The sequence below is a fragment of the Cryocola sp. 340MFSha3.1 genome, from assembly GCF_000383315.1.
Taxonomy (GTDB): Bacteria; Actinomycetota; Actinomycetes; order Actinomycetales; family Microbacteriaceae; genus Leifsonia.
Map to the genome: position 1 here is coordinate 172727 of NZ_KB911087.1, position 25882 is coordinate 198608.

General features: G+C 68.8%; 21 protein-coding genes. 3 read left to right on the top strand and 18 right to left on the bottom strand.

What is annotated here, in order from left to right:
- Positions 1-172: 172 nt before the first annotated feature.
- From leuA to hrcA, 15 genes are all read right to left on the bottom strand, one after another.
- Positions 173-1945 (bottom strand): 2-isopropylmalate synthase, encoded by a 1773-nt coding sequence (leuA, locus tag H284_RS0100895; protein WP_020074825.1) that lies wholly within the window; start codon positions 1943-1945, stop codon positions 173-175.
- A 138-nt stretch (positions 1946-2083) separates the two neighbouring features.
- Positions 2084-4570: a bifunctional lysylphosphatidylglycerol flippase/synthetase MprF gene (locus H284_RS0100900; protein WP_020074826.1), complete on the bottom strand. Its 2487-nt coding sequence runs from the start codon at positions 4568-4570 to the stop codon at positions 2084-2086.
- Entirely contained in the window at positions 4567-5808 is a 1242-nt protein-coding gene (locus H284_RS0100905; RefSeq protein WP_020074827.1) for an alpha/beta hydrolase, read from the bottom strand. The genes H284_RS0100900 and H284_RS0100905 overlap by 4 nt, the downstream gene beginning before the upstream one ends.
- A 177-nt stretch (positions 5809-5985) precedes the next feature.
- The gene (locus H284_RS0100910; protein WP_020074828.1) at positions 5986-7431 is read right to left on the bottom strand and encodes an ABC transporter permease; all 1446 of its coding nucleotides are present in this window, start codon (positions 7429-7431) and stop codon (positions 5986-5988) included.
- On the bottom strand, positions 7428-8183 hold the full coding sequence (locus tag H284_RS0100915) for an ABC transporter ATP-binding protein (RefSeq protein WP_029042766.1): 756 nt from the start codon (positions 8181-8183) through the stop codon (positions 7428-7430). The genes H284_RS0100910 and H284_RS0100915 overlap by 4 nt, the downstream gene beginning before the upstream one ends.
- A 122-nt stretch (positions 8184-8305) precedes the next feature.
- Positions 8306-8998 carry a response regulator gene (locus tag H284_RS0100920; RefSeq protein ID WP_018190918.1) on the bottom strand — a complete coding sequence of 231 codons (693 nt, stop codon included), beginning with the start codon at positions 8996-8998 and terminating at the stop codon, positions 8306-8308.
- On the bottom strand, positions 8995-10863 hold the full coding sequence (locus tag H284_RS0100925; protein WP_020074830.1) for a sensor histidine kinase: 1869 nt from the start codon (positions 10861-10863) through the stop codon (positions 8995-8997). The genes H284_RS0100920 and H284_RS0100925 overlap by 4 nt, the downstream gene beginning before the upstream one ends.
- Before the next feature lie 80 nt (positions 10864-10943).
- Positions 10944-11837 (bottom strand): GTPase Era, encoded by an 894-nt coding sequence (gene era, locus H284_RS0100930; protein ID WP_018190916.1) that lies wholly within the window; start codon positions 11835-11837, stop codon positions 10944-10946.
- Positions 11834-13261 carry a hemolysin family protein gene (locus H284_RS0100935; RefSeq protein ID WP_018190915.1) on the bottom strand — a complete coding sequence of 476 codons (1428 nt, stop codon included), beginning with the start codon at positions 13259-13261 and terminating at the stop codon, positions 11834-11836. Before H284_RS0100935 ends, era begins: the two co-directional genes overlap by 4 nt.
- Positions 13262-13269: 8 nt before the next feature.
- Positions 13270-13731: an rRNA maturation RNase YbeY gene (gene ybeY / locus H284_RS0100940; protein ID WP_018190914.1), complete on the bottom strand. Its 462-nt coding sequence runs from the start codon at positions 13729-13731 to the stop codon at positions 13270-13272.
- 7 nt (positions 13732-13738) lie between these two features.
- Positions 13739-14830: a PhoH family protein gene (locus H284_RS0100945; protein WP_020074831.1), complete on the bottom strand. Its 1092-nt coding sequence runs from the start codon at positions 14828-14830 to the stop codon at positions 13739-13741.
- A complete protein-coding gene (locus tag H284_RS0100950; RefSeq protein WP_020074832.1) occupies positions 14820-15188 on the bottom strand; it encodes a histidine triad nucleotide-binding protein in 369 nt (122 codons plus the stop codon). Before H284_RS0100950 ends, H284_RS0100945 begins: the two co-directional genes overlap by 11 nt.
- 152 nt (positions 15189-15340) lie before the next feature.
- Positions 15341-16069: a 16S rRNA (uracil(1498)-N(3))-methyltransferase gene (locus H284_RS0100955; RefSeq protein WP_020074833.1), complete on the bottom strand. Its 729-nt coding sequence runs from the start codon at positions 16067-16069 to the stop codon at positions 15341-15343.
- A gap of 6 nt (positions 16070-16075) precedes the next feature.
- Complete coding sequence (gene dnaJ, locus H284_RS0100960) at positions 16076-17191, bottom strand: molecular chaperone DnaJ (protein ID WP_018190910.1); 1116 nt, start codon at positions 17189-17191, stop codon at positions 16076-16078.
- Between the two features lie 57 nt (positions 17192-17248).
- On the bottom strand, positions 17249-18271 hold the full coding sequence (gene hrcA, locus H284_RS0100965) for a heat-inducible transcriptional repressor HrcA (protein ID WP_018190909.1): 1023 nt from the start codon (positions 18269-18271) through the stop codon (positions 17249-17251).
- Positions 18272-18431: 160 nt separating this feature from the next.
- On the opposite strand from hrcA, the gene H284_RS0100970 reads away from it, so the two are divergent.
- Positions 18432-18944 (top strand): DUF4870 domain-containing protein, encoded by a 513-nt coding sequence (locus tag H284_RS0100970; RefSeq protein WP_018190908.1) that lies wholly within the window; start codon positions 18432-18434, stop codon positions 18942-18944.
- Positions 18945-19071: 127 nt separating this feature from the next.
- Positions 19072-19455 (top strand): DUF4870 domain-containing protein, encoded by a 384-nt coding sequence (locus H284_RS0100975; RefSeq protein WP_018190907.1) that lies wholly within the window; start codon positions 19072-19074, stop codon positions 19453-19455.
- A gap of 14 nt (positions 19456-19469) precedes the next feature.
- On the opposite strand, the gene hemW is transcribed toward H284_RS0100975, so the two are convergent.
- Both hemW and H284_RS0100985 read right to left on the bottom strand, forming a co-directional pair.
- Positions 19470-20705: a radical SAM family heme chaperone HemW gene (gene hemW, locus H284_RS0100980; protein ID WP_020074834.1), complete on the bottom strand. Its 1236-nt coding sequence runs from the start codon at positions 20703-20705 to the stop codon at positions 19470-19472.
- The gene (locus tag H284_RS0100985; RefSeq protein WP_231371035.1) at positions 20705-21370 is read right to left on the bottom strand and encodes a DUF1990 domain-containing protein; all 666 of its coding nucleotides are present in this window, start codon (positions 21368-21370) and stop codon (positions 20705-20707) included. The genes hemW and H284_RS0100985 overlap by 1 nt, the downstream gene beginning before the upstream one ends.
- Before the next feature lie 63 nt (positions 21371-21433).
- On the opposite strand from H284_RS0100985, the gene H284_RS20625 reads away from it, so the two are divergent.
- Complete coding sequence (locus H284_RS20625) at positions 21434-23815, top strand: KAP family P-loop NTPase fold protein (RefSeq protein ID WP_081630358.1); 2382 nt, start codon at positions 21434-21436, stop codon at positions 23813-23815.
- A 172-nt stretch (positions 23816-23987) separates the two neighbouring features.
- On the opposite strand, the gene lepA is transcribed toward H284_RS20625, so the two are convergent.
- The gene (gene lepA / locus H284_RS0100990) at positions 23988-25838 is read right to left on the bottom strand and encodes a translation elongation factor 4 (protein WP_020074835.1); all 1851 of its coding nucleotides are present in this window, start codon (positions 25836-25838) and stop codon (positions 23988-23990) included.
- Positions 25839-25882: the final 44 nt, after the last annotated feature.

A 25882-nucleotide genomic window follows, 5' to 3' on the forward strand; every position in this document is an offset into this window, starting at 1 on the left:
ACCGCACATTCGGCACGAATCACGCCGCCCCCGAGACGCAGCGGAGCCGCACATTTGGCGCAAATCTCGGGAATGGCGGCCGCTTTCGCGAGATTTGGCGCAAATCTCGCGCCCCCACACGCAGCGAAGCCCGAAATTCGGCACGAATGTCGGGCTCCGCAAGCGCGCTACGTCAGGCCGAGACGAGCTCCTGCGCCGACTGGCCGGCAGCCGAGCGCACGGCCCGGTTCACCGCCGACACGACCGCCTTGAACGACGCCGTGGTGGTGTCCGCGTCGATGCCGACGCCCCAGCGGCGCTGGCCGTCCACATCCACCTCGACGTACGCCGCGGCGAGAGCGGACTCGCTCGCCGACAGCGTGTGCTGCGAGTAGTCGTAGAGGTGGGCGTCCACCCCGTGCTGGTGCAGGATGTCGAAGAACGCCGCGATCGGACCGTTGCCCTCACCGGTGGCCTTCGAGACGGTGTCCCCGTCGCGCAGCGTCACCGTGAGCACGACGTGCTCGCCCGTCTCGTTGGACGTGGTGGTGCTCCCCAGCTCGAAGCGGCCCCACTTGGCGTCCGGGTCGGAGGCGGGAGCCGGCAGGTACTCGTCCTGGAAGACGGCCCAGATCTGGTCGCTGGTGACCTCGCCGCCCTCGGCGTCGGTCTTGGCCTGAACGACCCCGGAGAACTCGATCTGCAGCTTGCGCGGCAGGTCGAGCGAGTGGTCGGTCTTCAGCAGGTACGCGACGCCGCCCTTGCCCGACTGCGAGTTGACGCGGATGACCGCCTCGTAGCTGCGGCCCAGGTCCTTCGGGTCGACGGGCAGGTACGGGACCGCCCAGACCAGGTCGTCGACCGGGACACCGGTGCGCTCGGCCTCGGCCTCCATGGCCTCGAAGCCCTTCTTGATGGCGTCCTGATGGGAGCCGCTGAAGGCCGTGAACACCAGGTCGCCGCCCCACGGGCTGCGCTCGCCGACGGGGAGCTGGTTGCAGTGCTCGACGGTGCGCTTGATCTGGTCGATGTCGCTGAAGTCGATCTGGGGGTCGATGCCCTGCGTGAACAGGTTGACGCCCAGCGTGACCAGGTCGACGTTGCCGGTGCGCTCGCCGTTGCCGAACAGGCAGCCCTCGATGCGGTCCGCTCCGGCCATGTACCCGAGCTCGGCGGCGGCGACCGCGGTCCCGCGGTCGTTGTGCGGGTGCAGCGACAGGATGACGTTCTCGCGGTGGTTCAGGTGCCGCGACATCCACTCGATGGAGTCGGCGTAGACGTTGGGCGTGGCCATCTCGACCGTCGCGGGCAGGTTGATGATGACCTTCCGCTCCGGCGTCGGCTCGAACACCTCGAGCACCTGGTTGCAGATGTCGGCGGCGAACTCCAGCTCGGTGCCCGTGTAGCTTTCGGGCGAGTACTCGTAGTAGATCGTGGTGCCGGGCACGAGCTCTTCGAACTTCCGGCACAGCCGCGCACCGTTCAGCGCGATGTCGACGATGCCCTGCTGGTCGGTGCGGAACACGACGTCCCGCTGCAGGATGCTGGTCGAGTTGTAGAGGTGCACGATCGCCTGCTTGGCGCCGACCAGCGACTCGTACGTGCGCTTGATCAGGTGCTCGCGCGACTGGGTCAGCACCTGGATTGTGACGTCGTCCGGGATGGCGCCCTCTTCGATCAGGCTGCGCACGAAATCGAAGTCGGTCTGGCTCGCGGACGGGAAGCCGACCTCGATCTCCTTGTAGCCGAGCCGCACCAGCAGGTCGAACATGATGCGCTTGCGCTCGGGGCTCATCGGGTCGATGAGGGCCTGGTTGCCGTCACGCAGATCGACGGCGCACCAGCGGGGCGCCTGGGTGATGTGCTTGGACGGCCAAGTCCGGTCCGGCAGGTCGACGCGGATCTGCTCGTGGAACGGCCGGTAACGGTGGATCGGCATGGCGCTCGGCGCCTGTGTGTTCTTCATGGTCTTCAGGAATTCTCTGCTCGTGTGGTGTGGAGAGCCGACGACGAACTCCGCGACGAGTGAGGCCCGGAACTAGGACTCGTCGCGGCAGCTAAGGAGGAGCAGACCGTACACAGGACCGAGAGTACCACCTCGGCGTCAGCCGCGCCCCCGCACGAACGTCGCCGCCTGCCGCATGGACAACCCCGGCAGGTACGCGCGGACCAGCGCGATGCCGATCGCGGGCAGGGCGACGGGGTCCGGGTAGGCCATGATCAGCGGGTGCAGCTCCGGCTGGAACTTCTGCTTGAACTTGAGCAGCGAGCGGAAGCCGTACACGGGCTCGAGCGACGAACTGAGGTAGCCGAGCAGCCGGTCCATGGTGTCCTTGCCGCCCTCCTGGGCCGCCGCCGTGTGGGCGAGAGGCGCGGCGGAGAGCGACATGAACTCGATGCCGTCGTCCTTCATCCGCGTCGCGGCCTCGGCGATGAGGAACTCCATCACACCGTTGATGCTGTCGGGCCGCCGACGCATGAAGTCGAGCGTCCAGCCGACGACGATCCCGGCGCGGTAGGTGGGCAGCCAGCTCGTGACGGCCTCGATCCGGCCGTCCTCGTCCACGGCCAGCATCAGGCGCACCTCTGGGTCGCGGAGTTCGTCGAGCCCGCCGAGCGTGAACCCCATCTCGGGCAGGTCCTTCTCGGCGACCCACTGCTCCGAGATGTCCGAGAGCTGGACCGCCGAGGTGAGCGGGAGGGCCGCATACGTCGTCCACTCCGAGCGGATGCCGGCGCGCTGCGCACGGTTGATGGACGAGCGGACGTCCTGCCACTTCTTGCCCGTCGTCGCCCACAGCTGCGGACGGATGACGGTCTCCTCCGCGACGGTCATGGTCGACCAGCCGAGACGCTCGAACAGCGACGTGTAGCGAGCCTCCACGCTGTAGAACACCGGGATCCAGCCGTTGTCGTCGCAGAACCGGGCGAATCCCTGGATGGCGCCGTCGTGCGGACCGAGCGCACCGAACGGACCGCCGGTGGTCAGCGCGACCCGCCCCTCGACGCGATACGCGATCGCACCGCCGCCGATCGGGTCGAACCAGTACGAGTTGCCGGGCCAGGTCGCCATGAAGGAGATCGCGTCGCCGCCGCCGCGGTGCAGCAGTTCGCGCACGTGCGCATCCTCCGTGGTGCCTCGCCGCCGGAGTCCGCGACCGAGCATCGGCGGGATGGCCCCGATGATCGCGACGAGCCAGAACACCGTTCCGATGTTGTGGTAGACGATCGTCGCCAGCGGCGTCGTCGGGAGGTACTGCAGGGGCTCGCGCCGCAGGAAGCTGACCGGCACGAACCGCTCGAGCACATCCGCGAACAGGTCACTGATGTCGATCGGGCGCGTGAAGCCCGTGTCGCGCTGCAGCCAGCCGACGAGCACGTAGACCGCGACCAGTCCGACCCCGGTCCCGAGCACCAGGAAGACATACCTCCGAACCGCCTTGGCGGACGGCATCACGGTGAAGTGGCGCCGGAACACGACGAGCAGTATCGCCATCGCGAGCGGCACGAGCGTCGACAGCGCGAGGATGAACGTCACCTCCCAGTACCGCGGGGAGACCGACGGACGGGCGGATGCGATTGGCAGGATGCCGTAGTACAGCGCCGACAGCAGCGCAAGCAGTCCGTTCACGGCCACCGCCAGCCACACCGCGAACCGCCGCCCGCGCAGGAGGCCGTACGCCGCGACCAGCAGGAGGAGAAGCGGGAGGACCGACAGCAGCACCGGCCCGAGCCCGTTGATCCGTTCCAGCGTCAGCTCGCGGAAACAGTTCCGCGTCACGGCGAACGCCTGGCAGCGCTGGATGACCGAGGTCGCGCTGGGCGCCTCGTTGCTGAACAGCAGGCCGACCGGAGAGAGCAGGCCGTAGCGCGTCGACCCGAGGAGCCCGATGACAGGCCCGACGGCGGTGATCGTCAGCGCCGAGGCGAGCAGCACCCGGACCTCGTGATGCGAACTGCGCAGCCATCCGCCCGACACCTTCGCCTGCCGCAGCAGCGGGCCGAGCGCCAGCCCGGTCAGCACGGCGAGCAGCCGGTAGAAATCGGACGGCAGACCCGAGTACAGCAGGTACATGATCGCGACGAGCAGCGTGATCACGCGGATGCGGCGCCGCCAGAGCGTTCCGGCGAAGGCGCTCGCCGTCATGATCGTGCCGCCGATCGCCGTGAATGCGTCGAGCACGAGCAGCCCATGGACATTGCGCGCCCACAGCTCGCCGATGTCGTTCGCCGCCACCTGGATGACAGCGCCCACGACGATGCCGACGACGGCCGTGCCGAAGAACGCCAGCGCCGTGCGCCAGGTGCCCATCAGGCGCTCGGAGGTGCCCACCAGCGCGACGGTGAGGACCAGGACGACGATCAGTTCGAGCAGATCGTCGGTGAAGAGCACGGCCGTGAACGGCGACCACCAGTGCCCGTCCAGCAGCTGGACGGCGCCCGCGCCCAGCCATCCGCGGAGCGGTCGGTGCGGCCCGCGGATCGGCCCCGTGATGAGCGCGAGCACCAGGATGAGCAGCGTCACCCCGGTCGTGAACGGGTGGCTCGCGATGAGCCGCGCGGTCCGCTGCGCGAGAGCGGCCGGCTTCACGACCCGAGCCCCAGCTGCCGCGCGATCGTCGGGAAGCCATGCGCGAGCACGTAGCGCACGGTCTTCCAGTCGTGCGCGGTGCCGGGCGAGCTGAGCAACTCGGCGTGGATACCGGCGCGCTCGGCGTCGGCGTACAGGGTGCGGGCGAAACCGGAGTACTTCGCGTCGTCGGCGCCCGCCCCGAGGACCATCACCGAATCGCGGTACGGCGCGTTCGCCTTCATCATCGCGGCCGGCTGCGCCTTCTCGTACGCCTGCTTGGACTCGCCGAATCCCGTGCTGATGGTCAGCTCCTCATCCCCCAACGTCGGCCCGAGTTCGCTCGACGACGCGAGCGCGGAGCCGAACAGGTCCGGCCGCCCGCTCGCGAACTGCACAGCGCAGGTCGCCCCCTGCGAGTAGCCGAACACGCTCCATCCTGCCGGGTCGCTGCTCACTCGCAGGTGAGAACGCACCCAATTCCGCACATCCGTCAGGAGATACGTCGCCGACTCGCCGTAATCGCGGGAATCGACACACATCGGGTTGCGTCCGGGGCCGCCCAGCTGGTCGGCGGCGACCACGATCGGGGCGTAGCCGTCGTGCTGAGCGGCGAACGCATCCATCGCCGTGGCGACTCCCCCGGCGGTGAACATGTCGACCGGCGCCCCCGGCTGACCCGAGAGCGCGTACATCACCGGAAGCGCGGGAGGGTTCGCCGTCAGCGCGACCGGCGGGAGGTAGACGACAGCCTCGCGCGCCGGGAACCGGGACTCGGTGGCCGGGATGCGGACGGTGCCGACCTCGCCCTTCGCCGGGAGCTCCCCCGCGACCACCGGCGTCGTCGTCGCCTTCCAGTCGGTGCCGGCCACGACCTCGCCGCGCTCCGAGTGCAGCTGGAGCGCCCCGTACGGCACGACACCGAGCACATCGTTCAGGTTGCGGTAGGCGCCGAAGTCGGCGTTGATGCCGCAGAACGCCGCCGCGAGGAACACCGGGATGCTCACGATCGCCACGACCTTCCGCCACCAGCGGGAACGGAACAGGTTCGCCACCGCGAGGCTGACCCCGCCGAACCCGAGGGCGGTCCACAGCGTGGTCACCGGCGTCAGGGCGACGCCGAACACGTCGAAGACGTCGGTGACCAGCCACACCACGAACCAGCCGACCAGACCGCCGACGAGCGCAGCGATCAGCCCGACGAGCGTCCGGCGCCAGGTGGGACGCACGAGGAGGTAGAGCGCGAGGATCGCGGCCACGACATCCAGCGTGATGAGGAACGGCGGCTCGTCGATCCTCAGCGTGTTCAGCCAGTTCAGGGATGGATCCTCTCGGGGGCGGCCCGGTGGACGGGACGCGACGGACGCCTCATTATTCCGGGCTCAGTTCATCGATAGCTGAAGCTCCGTGAGAGTTCAGCCAACATCCAGAGTCCGTCACTCCACGGCGAGGGCGGCGACAGGCGAGACGCGCGTGGCCCGGCGGGTCGGCGCGAGTGCGGCGACGACGGCGAGAAGGGCGGCACCCAAGACGATCGCGGCCAGGAACGGCCAGGGAAGGACCGGGGCGAGGATCCCTCCGCCGGGGATCATCCCGAGCAGTGACTGCGCGCCGATCCAGCCGTAGAGCGTTCCCAGCACGAGCCCAGTCAGCACAGAGGCGACGGTCAGCTGGGCGCTCTCGGCGAGCACCATCCTCCGCACCTGACCGGCCGTGAAGCCCAGTGCGCGCAGGAGTCCGAGCTCGCGGCCGCGCTGCAGCACGCTGAGCGAGAGTGTGTTGACGACGCCGCACGCCGCGATCATCGCCGAGAATCCGACGAGCACCGTGAACACGGCCATCGTGCCGCCGATGATGCCGTCGGCGCCCTCGTACATCCCGGGCTCGCGCGCCTCGGCATCGCGGATCAGCGACTGCCACGTGGATGCGGCCACCACGAACATCGTGATCAGCGTGACCCCGATGACCAGCCCGATCGCGGTACGGGAGCTGCGCTCGGGATTGCGCACGGCGTTGGCGGCGGCCAGCCGGCCCGCGGCGCCCCGGCCGAACAGCAGGCCGACCGCCCGCAGCACGGCGGGCAGGAAGAACGGCGCGGCCAGAACGATCCCCGTGAAGGAGAGGATGCCGCCCGGCAGTGCGATGAGCACCCCATAGGACGACAACTGGGCAAGAGTCGCGCTGACCCGCACGAACGCACCCGTGCCGAGGAGGAGTCCGAGGACCAGCAGCGCGGCGCCCGACAGGATCAGAGCGAGCGAGACCGCCAGCCTGCCGCGGCTCCGCACCGCGGCGGCGGGGCGCTCCTGCGCAGCACCGAGCGCCTGCACCGGCGTCACCGTGAGCACGCGTCGGCTGCCCACCCACGAGGCGAGCCAGGTGGTGAGGACGACGATGATCGCCGGCGGCACCATGAGCACGCTGAGGACGGGATACTGCGCCTCCGGGAGGACGCCCGTCATCATCAGGAGCCGCACCGCGAGGAGCGAGAGCGCGGCGGCAGCGGCTCCCCCGACCGCGGCCCCGATCAGACCGACCGCGAGGCCTTCGCCGGCGACCGATCGGCGCTGTGTCCGCGCGCTGGATCCAATCAGCCGCAGCAGGGCGATCGTGCGGGTTCGCCCGGCGATGACGGTGGCGAAGGTGTTCGTCGTGACGATCGCGCCGACATAGACCGCGACGACGAAGAAGATGCCGGCGACGATCCCCAGCGCGACCTGGACGCTGGCGCGCTCCCCCATCGACGATCCGCCGATGAAGGCGGCCATCACATCCACCCCTCCGACAAGGGCGACACCGAAGGCCGAGCTCAGTGCCGCCACGAGGATCCCAGCGCGGTGGTCGCGCGCGTTCGCTCGGAAGGCCGAGAAGGGCCGGCTCACGCGCGCGCCTCCATCCCGAGCATGAAGGACGAAATCTCCTCGGCCGACGACTGAGGCCGCTCGGCGGCGACCCGCCCGTCGGCGAGGAACACGATGTGGTCGGCGTAGCTCGCCGCCACGGGGTCGTGGGTGACCATGGCGATGCTCTGGCCGAACGTGCGCGCCGCCTCCTGCAGCACACCGAGCACCTCGCGGCCGGTGCGGGAATCCAGGTTGCCGGTCGGCTCGTCCGCGAAGACGAGGTCGGGCCGGGTGGCGAGCGCACGCACGATCGCGGCGCGCTGCTGCTGTCCGCCGGAGAGCTCGTGCGGGCGGTGGGTCAGGCGGCCGCCGAGGCCGAGCGTGTCGACGAGGTGGTCGATCCACTCGTTCTGCTCGCGGGTCGGCCGGCGGCCGTCCAGCTCGAACGGCAGCAGGATATTGCCGCGCACGTCGAGCGTCGGTACCAGGTTGAACGACTGGAACACGAAGCCGATGCGACGACGGCGCAGCAGCGTGAGCTCCGCATCCCCCATGGCTGTGATCTCGGTGTCGCCGAGGAACACGCGACCCCCGGTCACCGAGTCGAGCCCCGCCATGACGTGCATCAGGGTCGACTTGCCCGATCCGCTCGGGCCCATGACGGCCGTGAACCGGCCCGCCGGGATGCCCAGCGTGACGCCGTCCAGCGCGTTCACCCGGCCCGCGCCGGTGCCGTAGGTCTTCGTGGCCGCTTCGACGCGCGCCACCGTTTCTGTGAGAGTCAGCTCCATACCCTCAACGCTAGGGAGGCGGGGCCCGCGCCCGAATCGGGCGGTGGGGCTATCCTGTGTCCTCCCTGAGGATGACGCGGGATGGCACCGGCCGGTCGGCCCCGTCGGCGCCGTCGGCCCCGCTACTCGGCGGCGGTCAGGCCGTGCTCGAAGGCGTAGACCACCATCTGCACGCGGTCGCGCAGTCCCAGCTTCGCGAGGATGCGCGAGATGTGCGTCTTCACGGTCGCCTCGCTGAGGAACTCCGACCCTGCGATCTCCGCGTTGCTCAGCCCGCGCGCGGCGAGAACGAAGATCTCGCGCTCGCGGGAGGTGAGGGAGGCGAACTCCGGCGGCTCCGGCCGCACCGGCTGTGCGGACGAGAAGTACTCGAACAGCTCGCGCGTGGCTCCTGCCGCGATGACCGCGCTGCCCGCGTGCACCGTCCGGATGGCGGCGAGCAGGAACTCGGGCTCCGCATCCTTCAGCACGAACCCGCTCGCCCCGCCGCGGATCGCGCGGGCGGCCGCCTCGTCCAGGTCGAACGTCGTCAGCACCACGATGCGGGGCGCCGTGCGCCCCGCGCGCTCGGCGTCGGCGATGATCGCACTGGTGGCGGCGATGCCGTCCATCACGGGCATCCGGATGTCCATCAGCACGACGTCCGGACGCGTCTCCGCAGCCAGGCGCACACCCTCCTGCCCATTGCCGGCCTCCCCCGCGAACTCGAGGTCGTCCTGCGAGCTGAGCAGCATCCGCACGCCCGCGCGGAACAGCGGCTGGTCGTCGACGAGCAGCACCCGGATCGGCGCCGCCTCGACCGTCGCGCCGCTCACGCGACCGCCCCCGGGAGGAAGGCCGTGACCACGAACTCCCCGTCCTGCGGCCCGGCCGTGAGCGATCCCCCGGCGAGGGAGGCGCGCTCGCGCATCCCGGGCAGCCCATGGCCGATCCGGGGCAGCGAGCCGGTCATGGTGGGTTCGAGGGCGGTGTCTCTCATGGTGTTCCTCACGGTGATGACGATTCCTGGTCCGCGGTGGGTCGGCGCCTCCGCGAGCACGACGCTCGCCGGGCGGCTGGTGTCGCCGTGGCGCAGGGCGTTGGTCAGAGCCTCCTGCACGATGCGGAAGGCGGCGAGCTGCTGCGCAGAGCCCAAGGCGGTGACATCCCCCTGCCGTTCCAGGTCGACGGGAAGACCGGCCGAGCGGATGTGCTCGACCGTCTGATCGAGGTCGGCCAGCGACGGCTGCGGTCCGTCGTGGGCACCCGGTTCGCGGGCGGCGTCGGCGGGATGCGACTGGCGCAGCTCGGCGAGCAGCACACGCACATCGCCGAGCGCGGACCGGGCGGTGGATGCGATGGTCGCGAGCGCCTCATCCACCGCGTCCGGGTCGGTGCGCCGGGCGTACCGCGCCCCGTCCGCCTGGGCGATGACGACCGCGAGCGAGTGGGCGACCACGTCGTGCATGTCGCGCGCGATGCGGGTGCGCTCCTGCTCGACCACGACGTCCTCGACCGCCCGGTTGCGGTCGAGTTCCGCCTCCGCGCGGGCGCGGCGAGCGACGCGGGCGTTGCGCCAAGTCCGCATGAGCAGGCCGAGCACCCACGAGAGGCCGAGCACCGTGACGCTCACGACGAACAGGAACGCGAACTGCAGCGCGACGCTCGCGATCGCGCTCGACAGGAGGTCGTAGTAGCCCTGCGCGACGGCGGCCGTCACCGTCAGGTACAGGGCGGCGACCAGCGCGCCGATCCCGGCCGAGATGAGACCGGCGGCACGGACGATCCGGTCGCCGTAGGCCGCGGTCGCGTACAGCACGATGAGCACGGCGACATTGCTGACCAGGATGCTGTGCCCGGTGGTCATCTGCAGCACGGCCGCCAGCCACGCGACCGAGAGCGCGACCGCCGGCGACATCCGGCGCAGCGCCACGGCCACCGCGAACGCGATGGTCACGAGGAACGCCGAGCGGTCGGCTCCGGCGATGATCAGGGAGAACACGGCCAGCGCGATGGCGCCGGCGACATCGGTGGTCAGCTGCGTCCGGGTCAGCCGTCTGACGAGCTCCGGGCGCGACGGGTCGTCCTCGCCGGACTCGATCCCGCCGTTGGACGCCAGCCAGACCAGGACGGACGGCCCGCGGGAGCCCGAGGCGGTCACGTTGGCCGCACGCTGCCTCGCGACCAGGAACCCGAGGAGCCAGGCGGCGACGAAGATGACCGCGACCAGCAGGCTCATCAGCAGGAACCCGATGCCCTGGCTGGTGTAATACCCGCCGATGACCGGGCCGAACTGCGGGAACTTCAGGTCGCCGCGCACCGTGAACAGGTAGGCGACGGCCGGGGCGAGCAGGATCGCCGACGAGAAGTCCAGCCAGCGGAGCACCCGCCCGCCGTGCGCGGCGACGCCGACCAGCGAGGCGACCACGGCGACCGCCGAGATCACCCGGAAGGCGCCATCCAGCGACTCCTGCTCGGTCAGCTCCAGCAGCACGGCGACCCAGACGAGCCCCAGCGCGACACCGGGGAGGATCCGCGACAGCGCGACGGCGGCGCAGTAGAACACCAGCGCGAGCCCCGCCGCCAGGTCGTACGGCAGGCCGGTCACCAGCCACGCCGCGAATAGCACGACGGCCAGCGCAGGCTCCAGCACCCAGCGGTGCGGAGCGAGCGCGCTCAGCAGTCTGCGGCGGTCGGGCATGCTTCTACCGTACGGTCCGGGTGTGCGCGGCCGGGCATCCAGCGGCCGGAATCATCCTCGGGATGTACGGCCTCCTCCGCCTAGAACCCGAGCCGCCCCAGCTGCTTCGGGTCGCGCTGCCAGTCCTTCGCGACCTTCACCCGGATCGACAGGAACACCTGGCGGCCGAGCAGCTTCTCGATCGGCACCCGCGCCGCGGCGCCCACGTCGCGGATACGGCTGCCGCCCTTTCCGATCACGATCGCCTTCTGGCTGTCGCGCTCGACGAAGAGGTTGGCGTAGACCTCGACGAGGTCCTTGTCGTCGCGCTCGATGATGTCGTCGATCGTCACCGCCAGCGAGTGCGGCAGCTCGTCCTCGACACCCTCCAGGACGGCCTCACGGATGTACTCGGAGATGCGGTCTTCGAGTCCCTCGTCGGTGATGGCCTCGTCCGGGTAGAGCGGTGCCGACGACTCCGGCAGCAGCTTCATCAGCTCCGAGGTCAGGGTCTCCAGCTGGATGTGGCTCACCGCCGACACCGGGATGATCGCCTCCCACTCGCGCAGCGCGGACACCGCGAGCAGCTGCTCGGCGACCTGCGTCTTGCCCGCCGCATCCACCTTGGTCACGATCGCGACCTTCTTGGCGCGCGGGTACTCGTCCAGCTGCTCGTTGATGAAGCGGTCGCCCGGTCCGATCTTCTCGTCGGCGGGGACGCAGAAGCCGATCACGTCGACATCGCCGAGGGTGGACTGGACGAGCGTGTTGAGGCGCTCTCCGAGCAGCGTTCGCGGCCGGTGGATGCCCGGCGTGTCGACCAGGATCAGCTGGCCGTCCTTCTGGTGGACGATCCCGCGGATCGCGCGCCGGGTGGTCTGCGGCTTCGAGCTCGTGATGGCGACCTTCTCGCCGACGAGGGCGTTGGTCAGCGTCGACTTGCCCACGTTGGGGCGGCCGACGAACGAGACGAATCCGGCGTGGTACTCGGTCACGATCTGCTCTCCTGGGTGTGTCGGGTGTCGCGGCGGGAATCGCCGACGTCACCGTGGCGGTTGTCGCCGTGCCGCGTGTCGCCGTGGCGGTCGTGCCGCGCGCCGCGTCGGTCGTCGTCGCGGGAGTCGCGCGAGCCGGCGGTCTCGGCGTCCGCCGCGGGGAGCAGGGCGGCATCCCGCTCGACGATGACCGTCGCGACGTGCTTGTGCCTGCCCTCGATGCGGTCGACCGTGAAGCGCAGCCCGTGCACGGTGACCGCCGAGCCGACCTCAGGCAGGCGCCCGAGCGCCTTGGTGACGAGACCGCCGACACTGTCGACGTCCTCCTCCTCGATCTCGGTGTCGAACAGCTCCGCCAGGTCGTCGATCGGGAGCCGGGTCGCGATGCGGTAGCGGCCCTCCCCGATCGCCTGGATGAGCGCGACCTCGTGATCGTACTCGTCCGAGATGTCGCCGACCAGCTCCTCGATGAGGTCTTCGAGGGTGACCAGTCCGGCGATGCCGCCGTACTCGTCCACGACCATCGCCAGGTGGTTGGACTCGCGCTGCATCTGGGCGAGCAGGGCGTCGGCCTTCTGCGACTCCGGCACGAACAGGGCGGGGCGGGCCAGGTCGCGCACGGTGAGCTCGTCGGCGCCGAGGGGGCGCTCGAAGCTCAGCTTCGCCGCATCCCTCAGGTAAAGGATGCCCACCACCTCGTCCGGGTCGCCGCCGTCGATGACGGGCATGCGCGAGACGCCGGTGCTGAAGAACAGCCCCATCGCTGTGCCGAGACCGGCGGTGGAGTCGACGGTGATCATGTCCGTGCGCGGGATCATCACCTCGCGCACCACGGTCGCGTTGAACTCGAAGATCGAGTGGATGAGCTCGCGGTCGTCCTCCTCGAGCACGTCGAACTCGGTCGCCTCGTCGACGATCGACAGCAGCTGCTCCTCGCTCGTCACCGGCGCCGAACGGGCGCGCGACGGCGTGACGCGGTTGCCGAGGGCGACCAGTCCGCCGGGGATGGGGCCGAGCACCACCCGCACGAAGCGCACGATCGGCGCCGTGAGGCGGAGCAGCAGCGTGGAGTTGGCCCGGCCGACACTGCGCGGGCTGACGCCGACGAGCACGAACGACACCGCCGTCATGATGAGCGCGGCCAGGATGAGCGAGATCCACCACTGCTCGAAGATCTGCTCGAAGGCGAGGGTGACCAGGACCGCCGCCGTCGTCTCCGCGATGATGCGGGTGAAGCTGATGGCGTTGAAGTAGGCGCCCGGGTCCTCCGCGATCGCCCGGAGCGACTTCTTGGCCCGGGAGGTCTCGGCGAGGTCGGCGATGTCGGCGCGCGACTGCACCGCGAGAGCCGAGTCGACGGCGGCCATCAGACCGCCGAAAGCCACCAGCAGGAACGCGACGATGAAGAACAGCGCCTGCAGCATCCCGCCCCCTACCGCTGTCGGTCGTAGCGCGAGAAGCCGACGAGGATGTCGCGCTGGATGGCGAACATCTCGCGCTCCTCGGCCGGCTCCGCGTGATCGAAGCCGAGCAGGTGGAGGATGCCGTGCGTGGTGAGCAGGAGCAGCTCGTCCATCAGCGAGTGGCCGGCCGTCTCGGCTTGCACTTGGGCGACCTGCGGGCACAGCACGACGTCGCCGAGGAGACCCGCGGGCGACGGCTCCTCCTCGGTTCCCGGCCGCAGCTCGTCCATCGGGAAGCTGAGGACATCGGTCGGGCCGGGCTCGTCCATCCACTGCACGTGCAGCTGCTCCATGGCGGCCTCGTCGACCAGAACGATCGCGAGCTCCGCGTCGGGGTGGACGTGGAGGATGTCGAAGGCGTAGCCGGCGAGGCGCTGCAGGGCGGCCTCATCGACCTCGATGGTCGACTCGTTGTTGATCTCGATGCTCACTGCGGCCCTATCGTCGCTTCGGGAGGTGGTCGCGCGGTCCGCCGGAGCGGCGCTCGGCGCGGTTGGCGAACTCCGCCGCCTGCTCGCGCTCGTAGTGCCGCGCCTGCTGACGCGCGTCGTATTCGGTGTACGCGTCGACGATGCGCCCGACCAGGCTGTGGCGCACCACGTCTTCGCTCGTCAGCCGCGCGAAGTGGATGTCGTCGATGTCGTTGAGCACCCGTGTCACGAGCCGCAGCCCGCTGGCCGAGTTCGGCAGGTCGATCTGCGTGATGTCGCCCGTGACGACCATCTTCGAGTTGAAGCCGAGACGGGTCAGGAACATCTTCATCTGCTCGGGCGTGGTGTTCTGCGCCTCGTCGAGCACGATGAAGGAGTCGTTGAGGGTGCGGCCGCGCATGTAGGCGAGCGGGGCGACCTCGATGGTGCCTGCGGCCAGCAGCTTCGGGACGAGCTCCGGATCCATCATCTCGTTGAGCGCGTCGTACAGCGGGCGCAGGTACGGGTCGATCTTGTCGGTCAGCGTGCCGGGCAGGTAGCCGAGCCGCTCGCCCGCCTCGACGGCCGGCCGCGTCAGGATGATCCGGTTGACCTCCTTGCGCTGCAGCGCCTGGACGGCCTTCGCCATCGCGAGGTACGTCTTGCCGGTTCCGGCGGGGCCGATCCCGAAGACGATCGTGTTGTGGTCGATCGCGTCGACGTACTGGCTCTGGCCGAGCGTCTTCGGGCGGATGCTCTTGCCGCGCGCGGTCAGGATGGCCTGGCCGAGCACGTCGGACGGGCTCAGGTTGAGGTCAGTGCCGAGCATCCGGGCGGAGCTCGTCACCTCGGCAGGCGACAGGTCTTGCCCGTTGCGCACCATCTGGAGCAGCTCCTCCACGAGCCGTTGCGCCTCGGCCACCTGGCCGGCGTCGCCGCTCAGGGCGATCTCGTTGCCGCGCACGTGGACGCTGACGAGCGGATACTGCCGTTCCAGCGTGGTGAGCAGGCGATCCTGGGGTCCGAGAAGACGGACCATCTGCACGCCGTCGACGCTCAGGCGCACCTCGGCGCCGTCGCCCGGAGTCGCTCCGGAGGCGGTGGATTCGCTAGAGGGCAAGGCTTCCTTCCTCGAGGCCCGGGCCGTCACCCGGCGCGCTCAGTACGTGTGCGTGGACGTGGAACACGGTCTGACCCGCGCGCTCGCCCGTGTTGAAGACAAGACGGAAATCGCCGTCGCCGAACTCGTCGGCGAGCCGCTTCGCCGTCGCGACCAGTTCGGCCAGCAGCTCGGGGTCGCCGGCCGCCAGCTCGGCGACGTCTCGGTACTGCTCCGTCTTGGGCACGACGAGGAGGTGCACGGGGGCCTTCGGGGCGATGTCGCGGAACGCGATCAGGCGCTCCGAGTCGTACACCACGTCGGCCGGGATCTCGCCCGCGATGATGCGGGAGAAGATCGAACGCTCCGTCTCTGCCATACCCCTATCCTATTCGCCCCCTCCGACGCTCGGCCGAGTCCGTCCCCTTGGCCGTCCGCCCGCCGTCGAGTCCGCAAACTTTGCACACGGAACCCCCTCAGAGCGTGCAAAGTTTGCGGACTCGACGGTGGGGGTGAGTGCGAGGGGTAGGGTCACCAGCGGTGGAGAGACGCGTTGAGGACGGCGAGGGCTGCGGGGCCGGCGGTCGAGGTGCGGAGCACCGTGGAGCCCAGGCGCACGAGTTCGGCGCCCGCGTCGCGGAAGGCGGCCAGCTCTTGCGGCGCGATCCCGCCCTCCGGACCGACGACGAGCACCAGGTCACGGCCGTCCGGCTCGACGGCGGTCAGGGGCTCCGTCGCGTCCGGCTCGAGGACGAGCACCCGCGCCGACGCCGCCAGCGCAGCGATCTGCTTCGTCGTCGCCAGCTCGCCGACCTCGGGCGTCCAGGCCCGGATGGACTGTTTGGCTGCCTCCCGCACGATCGTCGCCCAGCGCTCCCGGCCCTTCGCGACTTTGGTGCCCTCCCAGCGCGAGACCGAACGGGATGCGGCCCACGGCACCACCGCATCCACACCGAGCTCGGTAGCGGCCTGGATCGCGAGCTCATCCCTGTCGCCCTTGGCGAGCGCCTGCACCAGCGTGATCGTCGGGGTCTCGCGCTCGACGCGCGAGACCGACTCGACGTCGATCGTCAGCTCGGTGTTCGTCGAGACGAGCACCTCGCCCGACGCGACGAGCCCGCGTCCGTTGCCGATGAGCACCGACTCCCCCGGTCGCGTGCGGTTCACGGTCGCGGCGTGCTTCGCTTCGGCGCCGGTCAGCGACAGCCGGGAGCCGACCTCGACGTCGTCGAGGTCCTCACGCAGGTAGAGGGACGCCATGACCCGCTAGAGGTTCAGGAACCGGTCGCGCAGCTTCGCGAACAGCCCCTGCTGGAACCGGGCCAGCGACGGCTCCGGACCCTTGTGGGCCGCGGCGAACTTCTTGATCAGGTCCTTCTCCTTGTGGTCGAGCTTCGTCGGAGTGACCACCTGGATGCCGACCCGGAGGTCGCCGCGGCCGGTGCCGCGGAGGTGCGTGATCCCGCGGTCCTTCACCGTGATGATGTCGGCGGACTGCGTGCCGGGCTTGAGCTCGAGCCGGATGTCGCCGTCGAGCGCCTTCACCGTCGCGGTCGTTCCGAGGATCGCATCCGTCATCGACAGCTCCAGCGTGCAGAGCAGGTCGTCGCCGTCGCGGCTGAAGACGTCGTGGTGCTTGACCTTGATCTCGAGGTAGAGGTCGCCGTTGGGGCCGCCGGCCGGGCCGGCCTCGCCGCTGCCCGGCATCTGCAGGCGCAGGCCCGTGTCGACGCCCGCGGGGATGTCGACCGGGACGGTCCGACGCGCGCGCACCCGACCCTGCCCCTGGCAGGTGACGCACGGCGTCGCGATGACGGTGCCGTAGCCGCGGCAGGTGCCGCAGGGGCTCGACGTCATCACGTTGCCGAGCAGCGACCGGACGGAGCGCTGGATGCTGCCGGTGCCGTGGCAGATGTCGCACGTCACCGGCTGCGTGCCCGGCTGGCAGCACGAGCCGTTGCAGGTCTCGCAGACCACGGCCGTGTCGACCTCCAGGTCGCGGTGGGTGCCGAAAATGACCTCGTCGAGGTCGACCTCGACGCGCAACAGGGCGTCCTGTCCGCGCTCCCGGCGGGACCGCGGACCGCGGCTCGCACCGCCGCCTCCGCCGAAGAACGTCTCGAAGATGTCGCTGAAGCCGGCGAAGTCGGCTCCGCCCGCGCCTCCGCCGAAGCCGCCGGAGCCGCCCAGGTCGTACTGCTGCCGTTGCTGCGGGTCGCTGAGCACGTCGTACGCGTGCGTGACGAGCTTGAAGCGCTCCTGCGCCTCGGCGCTGGGATTCACGTCCGGGTGGAGCTCGCGCGCCAGTCGGCGGTACGCCTTCTTGATCTCATCGGGGCTGGCGTCGCGCTCGACGCCGAGGACTTCGTAGTGGTCGGCCACGTGGGGCTGTTCCTTCTTCTTTCGTCGCGTGTGGTGATCGCCGGATGCTGGTGCGGCCTACTGGTCGCCGAGCAGCCGGGAGAGGTAGCGGGCGACCGCGCGGACGGCGGCCATGTTGCCCGAGTAGTCCATGCGGAGCGGTCCGAGGAGCCCGACGCGGGCCACATCCGATCCCGCCGCACTGTAACCGCTGGAGAGCACGGATGCTTCCGTCAGCCCGAAACCGGCGTTCTCGCGGCCGATGCTGACGGCGACGCCGTGCTGGTCGGTGGCCATCTCGTCGAACAGCCGGAGCAGGACGACCTGCTCCTCGATCGCTTCGAGGACCGGGGTGATGGTTCCGGGGAAGTCGAGCTCGGTGCGCACCAGGTTCGCCGCGCCTGCCATGACCAGCTTCTCCTGCCGATTGGCCGCGATCTGGTCGAGGAGTGCGCTCGCCACGGGCTCCACCAGGGCGCGCGTGCGCTCCGTGAGGGCATCGGGCAGTTCGCGCAGCCGCGTGGCGGCCTCCGCCAGGGTCAGCCCCGCCGCCGCGCCGTTGATCGCGCCGCGGATCTCGGCCACATCCTCATCGCTCAGATCGGCCGGGAGCTCGATCACGCGCTGCTCGACGGCGCCGGAATCGGTGATGAGCACGCTCAGCAGGCGGTGCGACGCGAGCGCGACCAGCTCGATGTGCCGGATGCGGGAGCGCGCGACCGACGGATACTGCACCAGCGCGACCTGATTGGTCAGCTGGGAGAGCAGCCGGACGGTCCGCGAGAGTACATCGTCGAGGTCGACCGACTGGCCGAGGAACGTCTCGATCGCGGTGCGCTGGGCCGAGGTGAGCGGACGCATCTCTGCCAGGTGATCGACGAACAGCCGGTAGCCCTTGTCGGTGGGGACGCGCCCGGAGGACGTGTGCGGGGCCGCGATCAGCTCCTCTTCCTCCAGCAGCGCCATGTCGTTGCGGATCGTCGCGGCGGACACACCGAAGGAGTGGCGCTCGACGATGCTCTTCGAACCGACCGGCTCGCGCGACGCCACGTAGTCCTGGACGATGACGCGCAACACTTCGAGGCTGCGTTCCGAGACCATCTCCGCCTCCCGTCGACCGTTTAGCACTCGCTCTTCCTGAGTGCCAATCCTACCGCGTCGAAACGCGGCGCGGATGATTGCTGCCTGTGACACGGCCGCAGTACCGTATGCTCACCGGTTCGACGCACCGTCGCAGCCGATCACGAAAGGGTTCCGCCGAATGACCGACCCGAACCAGCCGACCGACCCTGCGGGTGGGGTCCCCCCGCAGCAGCCCGGCGGCGTTCCGCCCCAGCAGCCCTACTCCAACGTCCCTCCCCAGCAGCCGTACGGCCAGCCCGCCGGGCAGCAGCCGTACGCCGCCGCACCCGCCGCCCCGCTCGACGCCGCGCAGGACAAGCAGTGGGCCGCATTCGCTCACCTCGGCGGCATCCTCTGGATCCTCCCGTCGCTGATCATCTGGCTCGTGTTCAAGGACCGCGGCCGCCTCACCAACCAGGAGGCCAAGGAGGCCCTCAACTGGCAGATCACGTGGATCATCGCCTGGGTGGCCTCGCAGATCATCGGCGTGATCATCGGCAGCTTCACCTACGGGATCGGCTACCTGCTGTTCGGCCTGCTCATCCCGTGGGCGCTGTACATCATCAACCTGGTGTTCTCGATCCTCGGCTTCGTCCGCGTGAACAGCGGAGGCACGTACCGGTACCCGGTGAACTTCCGCTTCATCAAGTAGCTCCAGCCGGGCGGCATTCGGTCCCCAGCCGGGCGTCGGCGCGTTCAGGCTCTTTTCAGCCTGCGCCCCCGCGCCCTAGGCTGGGGGCCGAACACGTCCATCCCCAGCTCTTGAGGAGAACCGCGCCATGTCCGCGACACCCCCGCCGCCGCCACCCCAGCAGCCTTACGGAGGCGGCGCGCAGCAGCTCAGCCCCGCCGACGAGAAGCTCTGGGCGACGCTCGTCCAGATCGGCGGCATCCTGTTCAACTGGATCCCGGCGCTCATCGGCTACCTGGTGCTGAAGGACCGCGGGCCGTTCGTCCGCGCCCACACCGCGACCGCCCTGAACTTCCAGATCACCATCTTCATCGCGTACGTCGTCGGCGGACTGCTCTCGATCGTCTTCATCGGGATCTTCGTCATCCTCGCCGCGTGGGTGCTCAACATCGTGTTCAGCATCATCGCAGCTGTGAAGGCCAACCAGGGCGAGTACTACACGTACCCGATCGCCATCCGGTTCGTCAGCTAGACGCGACGCACCTCTCAGGCGGCCTCGTCCGCCAGCAGCCGCCGCACCACCGCGTCGGCCAGGAGCCGCCCCCGCAGGGTCAGAACGATCGATCCGCGGAGGGCGGCTCTTCCGTCCACCAGACCGTCGGCGATCAGACCGGGCACCTCGTGCCGGCCCGCCTCTCCCAGTTCGGCCGTGCGCAGCCCGTCGCGGATGCGCGAGAGCAGCAGCACCCGCTCCACCCGCCGGGTCTCGGCGTCGAGTGTCTCCCGGCCCGCTGCGGGCGACTCCCCCGCCAGCACGCGCTGTGCGTAGGCCGCGGGGTGCTTCACGTTCCACCAGCGGACGCCGCCGACGTGGCTGTGCGCCCCGGGTCCGACCCCCCACCAGTCGTGGCCGAGCCAGTAGGCGAGATTGTGGCGGGACCGGTGGGATGCGCCGGTCGCCCAGTTGCTGACCTCGTACCACTCGTAGCCGGCGTCGGAGAGGCGCGTGTCCGCCAGCTCGTACATGTCGGCTTCGAGGTCGTCGTCGGGCTCCGGCACCTGCCCGGAGCGGATCTGTCGTGCCAGCTTGGTGCCCTGCTCGACGATCAGCGCGTAGGCGGACAGGTGGTCCGGCTCGCAGGCGAGGGCGGTGTCGAGGCTGCGCGACCAGTCGTCGAGCGACTCCCCCGGCGTCCCATAGATCAGGTCGAGACTGACCTGCAGGCCGGCTTCACGCGCCCAGCCGACCACCAGCGGGATGCGAGCAGGGTCGTGCGTACGCTCCAGCGTCTCCAGCACGTGTGGGACGGCGGACTGCATCCCGAACGACACCCGGGTGAACCCGGCGTCGGCGAGTCGCTGCAGGTCGTCCGCATCCACGGAGTCCGGATTCGCCTCGGTGGTGACCTCGGCGCCGTCGGCCAGACCCCACGCGTCGCGCACGGCGCCGAGCATCGCGGCGAGGTCGCCGGGCGGAAGCAGTGTCGGCGTCCCGCCGCCGAAGAACACCGTCGACACCGTGCGGTCGGGCACGCCGCTCGCGCGCAGGGCATCGGCGGCGAATCCGACCTCACGCACGGCATGACCCGCGTAGTCCGACTGCGAGACTCCGCGGAGCTCGGTCGCCGTGTACGTGTTGAAGTCGCAGTAGCCGCAGCGCACCCGGCAGAACGGCACGTGAAGGTAGACGCCGAAGTCGCGTTCGTGCGCGCCGTCGGCGGCGCTCGCGGGCAGCAGGCCGTCGGCCGGCGCGGGGTCGCCGATGGGGAGGACGCTCGGCATCAGGCAGACCGGACGGGGTGGAGCGCGCGCAGGTACTTCGCCGTGTAGCGGCGCTGGACCATCGCCAGCACCGGCGCGACCAGACGGTAGAACGCGTTGGAGGGCCGCGACAGGGCGCGCAGCACGAACCAGACCGTGCCGTCGTCGCGCTGCTCGACCAAGAACAGCTCCTCGCCGCTCTCGGGATGCCCGTGAAGAGTCCCGTAGGCGAACCCGCGCCGGTGCGGCTCGTCGACGACGTAGACGACGCGGATCGGTGCGGACACGCGGAACGGGCCGAACGGGATCTTGAGCACAGCGGTCATGCCGTTGCGGACGAACGGGGTGCCGTCGTCGGCGAACACGTCCTCCTCCGGACGGTTCTCGCGCATGCGGACGGGCGTGCCGTCCGGACCGAACTCGACGCCCTCGTACTGCACGCCGGTTCCCTCGCGCACATCCGTCACCTGGATCCCGCTGCCCTTCTGCACGCCCCACGCCATGAGCGCGGTCGCCGCGGTCTCGAACCGCTCGTCCCCGCTGCCCAGCCGGATGCTACGCTCCAGCGGCTTGTAGCCCTTCGGCGGGTAGTACAGCAGATCGGCCGCCTGGGTGCCGCCGACCGCCCCGTACGTGACGGGTTGGTCGGTGAACGTCGAGCGGCGCATATATTCATCATCCGCCATGTCGAGCGGGTTCGCGAAACGGGGGTTCGCCAGCCGGAAGGTGTCACAAAGTATCGTGGGCACATGCGCCTGGTAGTCCGCTTAGCAGTTGCTATCTCGGTCTTGTATTTATGTGGTATCGCGATCATCGCGCTTTCCGAATGGGACCATCACTCAGACGGTGCCGTGCATCAATGGATTATCGGCGTGCTGTATGCGAGCAGTCCGTTCGCGCTGGCTCTCATATCCGTGTTAGTCATCGCCGTCGGCTACAGAATCGCGCCGAAGCTCCCTGTCGACCACGCAGAACCAAGTCCTAAAAGACCGCAAGCTTGGGCTGATCAGCCTGTCGACCTCGAAGCCACGGACGATTACGACCGACTTGCGTTCGTGAACTCGCTGGTGCGCGTCCTGAGCGAAGTCCGCGTTAGCCGAGACTCAAGTGTGATTGGTCTCGCCGGCCCGTGGGGTGCCGGAAAGACTTCGGTACTCGTCACTGTTATGAACGAGTTGGCTCGTTCAGGGAAGTCGAGTGAGGCCTGGGCAATTGGCCAGCTGAACCCGTGGCGCTATTCGTCTCTCGATTCCTTGACGGCGGCGTTCTTTGTGCAACTTCGCGCGGCAATCCCGACCGGGCAACGCTGGGACGACTCGCGCGCGGCCCTTGGGAGGCTGCTTGCCTCCTTGGCGCCGTTTGGCTCGCTAACGGCAGCCGCCGGCTTGGACTCATCAAAGGGGCTTGAGGCGCTTGCCCATCAGATGGGAGTCGGCGATTGGTGGCGCACCCAGAGCCAGGCGGAGACAGCGCTCCGCAGGTTAGACACACCAATCTTGATGGTCATCGATGATATAGACAGACTTACGCCCGCCGAGGTATTGGAACTAATGCGGCTAATCCGTCAAGTGGGGCGCCTCCCAAACGTCCACTACCTACTCGCTTACGACGAAACGTCCCTTCTCGATCTCATCGCCGAATCTGGGATCGTTGGAAAGTCAGCTCATCGGGCACGCGAGTATCTCGAAAAGATGGTTCAAGTTCGCGTTGACATGCCGCCGCTGAGGCCGCGACAGCTGAATATGGCGGTGGATAGCGTGCTCGATCCGATAGTTGAGAGCGACCTGACCGGTCGCACCACGCAACGGGGGGCAGAGTTCGCGTTCACTTTCCAGCTATACATGGCGCCCGCGCTGACTACTCCTCGCAAGGTCGAGAGATGGCTGACACACGTTCGACTGCTCTACCCGCCACTCAAGGAGGACGTTGACTTCTTCGATTTTGCAATCATCCGCTGGGCATGCCTGGAATGGCCGCGTCTTGCCGAATTCCTAGTCAGCCATAGATCTCGATTGTTTCCAGACGCCATCTGGTTCGCGGAACATCGTAACGATGACCCGGCGGAAGCGAGTGAATGGTGGAGGGAGCACCTCGACACCGTCGCGGGTTCCCGCGAAGACGGCGAACTCCTGTTCGGAGTCCTGGCGCGAATATTTCCTACCGTAGAGGGTGCCCGGAACGCTCGGGCGGTGAGTTCCAGCTTGGACAGCGTGCGCAATCGACGCGGGATTGGTCACCCAGACTTCTTCGAGCGCTACTTCGCATTGGATGTACCCGTAGAAGAGCTCACCGAACGGGTGCTTGCGACTGGTTTAGAAGAAGTAGTGCTCCACACCGCGGCGCGTGAAGCTATTGAGGCGAGGGCCAAAGTTGAGGCCGCACTGCTCGAACAGTCTTCTCAGATCGCTCCTCGAGTCGAGCGCTGGGTGCAAGAGAACCACTCACGGACACAACCAATCTTGCAGTGGGTCGCGGACAAGTCGCAGCTCGCGGACGACGAGGATCTGCTTTCGAGCAGGCAGACACTCCGTGGGCTCTTGTTCCGTTTGGCGATCGCGGACGATCGAGTTGTCGCGCTCGCGAACGAACTGTGGGACTGCCCGGGAGACCCAGTCGTCGCAGCGCAGCTAACTGCGGATCTACTTTCAGAAGCCAGGCTGAATCAACGGCAACTTGACGACCTCAGGAGTTATGCGAGCGTGCGGATCAGCGATCGCCTGTCCGCAGACGGCCGTCCTGAGCGACTCAGAACTCGCGAGACCCGAAGATTGCTGTGGCTCTGGCTAGCTATCGACCCGCAAGCGTCACGCGAGTGGTACCGCCAGCAAGTCACGTCCGGGGCCTCAGATGTAGTGGACGCACTAGCAGCCCTGGTCGGCTCCGCTCATCCGATAGGCGTGCAGGATCCAGTCTCAAGTCTCACCGGTCTGCCAGATGCGACTATCGAGGCATTCCTAGGGCTCGACTGGTTAGCGACACGAGCTAAGCTCAACCCTCACGAACTTAGCGGACCAAGAATGACCGCCAACGACTTCGATGGCCCTGAGGACACCTGGCAGAACCGCCGGGCTGTGGCTCTCGCAGCACTAGACCAGCTGCGCGGAGCGGCGGAGGACGAGCCGCGTGAATAAGGGCACGGGCGGGCTATTTCGATATTCGTCCCAACTTGGGCGCTCCCGAAGTAAGGGACTCCGTCGTCCAGCAATTTCGGGTGACTCATGTCCCTATTTCCTGGACATTCGCTGGGGTGGGGCCGTCGATCCTGACATCAAAGCCCCTCCTTCACGAATGATTCGGCTCTAGCTACTTCTTGTCCTTCTTCTCCGTGTCGCCGGAGAGCGCCGCGATGAAGGCCTCCTGGGGGACCTCGACGCGGCCCACCATCTTCATGCGCTTCTTGCCCTCCTTCTGCTTCTCGAGGAGCTTGCGCTTGCGGGTGATGTCACCGCCGTAGCACTTGGCAAGAACGTCCTTGCGCATCGCGCGGATGTTCTCGCGCGCGATGATGCGGGCGCCGATGGCGGCCTGGATGGGGACCTCGAACTGCTGGCGCGGGATCAGCTCGCGCAGGCGGGACGCCATCATCGTGCCGTAGGCGTAGGCCTTGTCGCGGTGGACGATGGCGCTGAACGCATCCACCGTCTCTCCCTGCAGCAGGATGTCGACCTTGACGAGGTCGGACTCCTGCTCGCCGAACGGCTCGTAGTCGAGGGAGGCGTAGCCGGCCGTCTTCGACTTCAGCTGGTCGAAGAAGTCGAAGACGATCTCGCCGAGCGGCATCGTGTAGCGGATCTCGACGCGGTCCTCACCGAGGTACTCCATGCCGAGCAGGGAGCCGCGGCGGCTCTGGCAGAGCTCCATGATGACGCCGACGTAGTCCTTCGGCGCGAGGATGGCGGCCTTGACGACCGGCTCCTCCACCTTCTCGATCTTGCCGCCCGGGAACTCGCTCGGGTTGGTCACGGTGACGGTCTTCTTGTCCTCGGTGGTGACCTCGTAGATCACGCTCGGGGCGGTGGTGATGAGGTCGAGGCCGAACTCGCGCGACAGCCGCTCGGTGATGATCTCCAGGTGCAGGAGGCCGAGGAAGCCGCAGCGGAAGCCGAAACCGAGCGCGACCGAGGTCTCCGGTTCGTAGACGAGCGCGGCGTCCGACAGCTTCAGCTTGTCGAGGGCCTCGCGCAGCTCCGGATAGTCGCTGCCGTCGATCGGGTAGAGGCCCGAGAACACCATGGGCTTCGGCTCGGTATAGCCGGGGAGCGCATCGGTGGCGGGCTTCGCGGCGGTCGTGATCGTGTCGCCGACCTTCGACTGGCGGACGTCCTTCACGCCGGTGATCAGGTAGCCGACCTCGCCGACTCCGAGACCCTTCGACGGCGTGGGCTCTGGAGCGGACACGCCGATCTCGAGGATCTCGTGCGTGGCGCGGGTGGACATCATCTGGATGCGCTCGCGCGGCTGGAGCTTGCCGTCCACCATGCGGACGTAGGTCACGACGCCGCGGTAGCTGTCGTAGACGGAGTCGAAGATCATCGCTCGGGCCGGGGCGTTGGCGTCGCCCACCGGGGCCGGGATCTCGGCGACGACGCGGTCGAGGAGCGCCTCGACGCCCATCCCTGTCTTGCCGGACACGCGGAGCACGTCCTCGGGCTTCCCGCCGATGAGGCTCGCCAGCTCTTGCGCGTACTTGTCCGGGTCGGCCGCCGGCAGGTCGATCTTGTTGAGCACGGGGACGATGGTGAGGTCGTTCTCCAGTGCCAGGTACAGGTTCGCGAGCGTCTGCGCCTCGATGCCCTGGGCGGCGTCGACGAGCAGGATGGCTCCCTCGCACGCGGCGAGGGACCGGGAGACCTCGTAGGTGAAGTCGACGTGCCCCGGGGTGTCGATCATGTTGAGCGCGAAGGTGTCGCCGTCGACCTGCCACGGCATGCGCACGGCCTGGCTCTTGATCGTGATGCCGCGCTCACGCTCGATGTCCATGCGGTCGAGGTACTGGGCGCGCATGTCCCGGTCGGACACCACGCCGGTGATCTGCAGCATCCGGTCGGCCAGGGTCGACTTGCCGTGGTCGATGTGCGCGATGATGCAGAAATTGCGGATGGAGGCCGGGTCGGTCGCGGCGGGCTCGAGGGCCTGAAGAGCTCGTGGTGACATCGTCCGGCCATTCTCCCATGAACGTCCGGCCACCGGACGCACCG

Bases quoted from the DNA above. Each gene is read 5' to 3' on its own strand.
- H284_RS0100955 (WP_020074833.1), bottom strand. From the start codon at position 16,069: ATGGCGTCCCTCTACCTGCGTGAGGACCTCGACGACGTCGAGGTCGGC.
- leuA (WP_020074825.1), bottom strand. From the start codon at position 1,945: ATGAAGAACACACAGGCGCCGAGCGCCATGCCGATCCACCGTTACCGG.
- hrcA (WP_018190909.1), bottom strand. From the start codon at position 18,271: ATGGTCTCGGAACGCAGCCTCGAAGTGTTGCGCGTCATCGTCCAGGAC.
- H284_RS0100925 (WP_020074830.1), bottom strand. From the start codon at position 10,863: ATGCCCGACCGCCGCAGACTGCTGAGCGCGCTCGCTCCGCACCGCTGG.
- H284_RS0100985 (WP_231371035.1), bottom strand. From the start codon at position 21,370: ATGGCGGATGATGAATATATGCGCCGCTCGACGTTCACCGACCAACCC.
- H284_RS0100970 (WP_018190908.1), top strand. From the start codon at position 18,432: ATGACCGACCCGAACCAGCCGACCGACCCTGCGGGTGGGGTCCCCCCG.
- hemW (WP_020074834.1), bottom strand. From the start codon at position 20,705: ATGCCGAGCGTCCTCCCCATCGGCGACCCCGCGCCGGCCGACGGCCTG.
- H284_RS20625 (WP_081630358.1), top strand. From the start codon at position 21,434: ATGCGCCTGGTAGTCCGCTTAGCAGTTGCTATCTCGGTCTTGTATTTA.
- H284_RS0100975 (WP_018190907.1), top strand. From the start codon at position 19,072: ATGTCCGCGACACCCCCGCCGCCGCCACCCCAGCAGCCTTACGGAGGC.
- H284_RS0100950 (WP_020074832.1), bottom strand. From the start codon at position 15,188: ATGGCAGAGACGGAGCGTTCGATCTTCTCCCGCATCATCGCGGGCGAG.
- H284_RS0100935 (WP_018190915.1), bottom strand. From the start codon at position 13,261: ATGCTGCAGGCGCTGTTCTTCATCGTCGCGTTCCTGCTGGTGGCTTTC.
- lepA (WP_020074835.1), bottom strand. From the start codon at position 25,838: ATGTCACCACGAGCTCTTCAGGCCCTCGAGCCCGCCGCGACCGACCCG.
- H284_RS0100915 (WP_029042766.1), bottom strand. From the start codon at position 8,183: ATGGAGCTGACTCTCACAGAAACGGTGGCGCGCGTCGAAGCGGCCACG.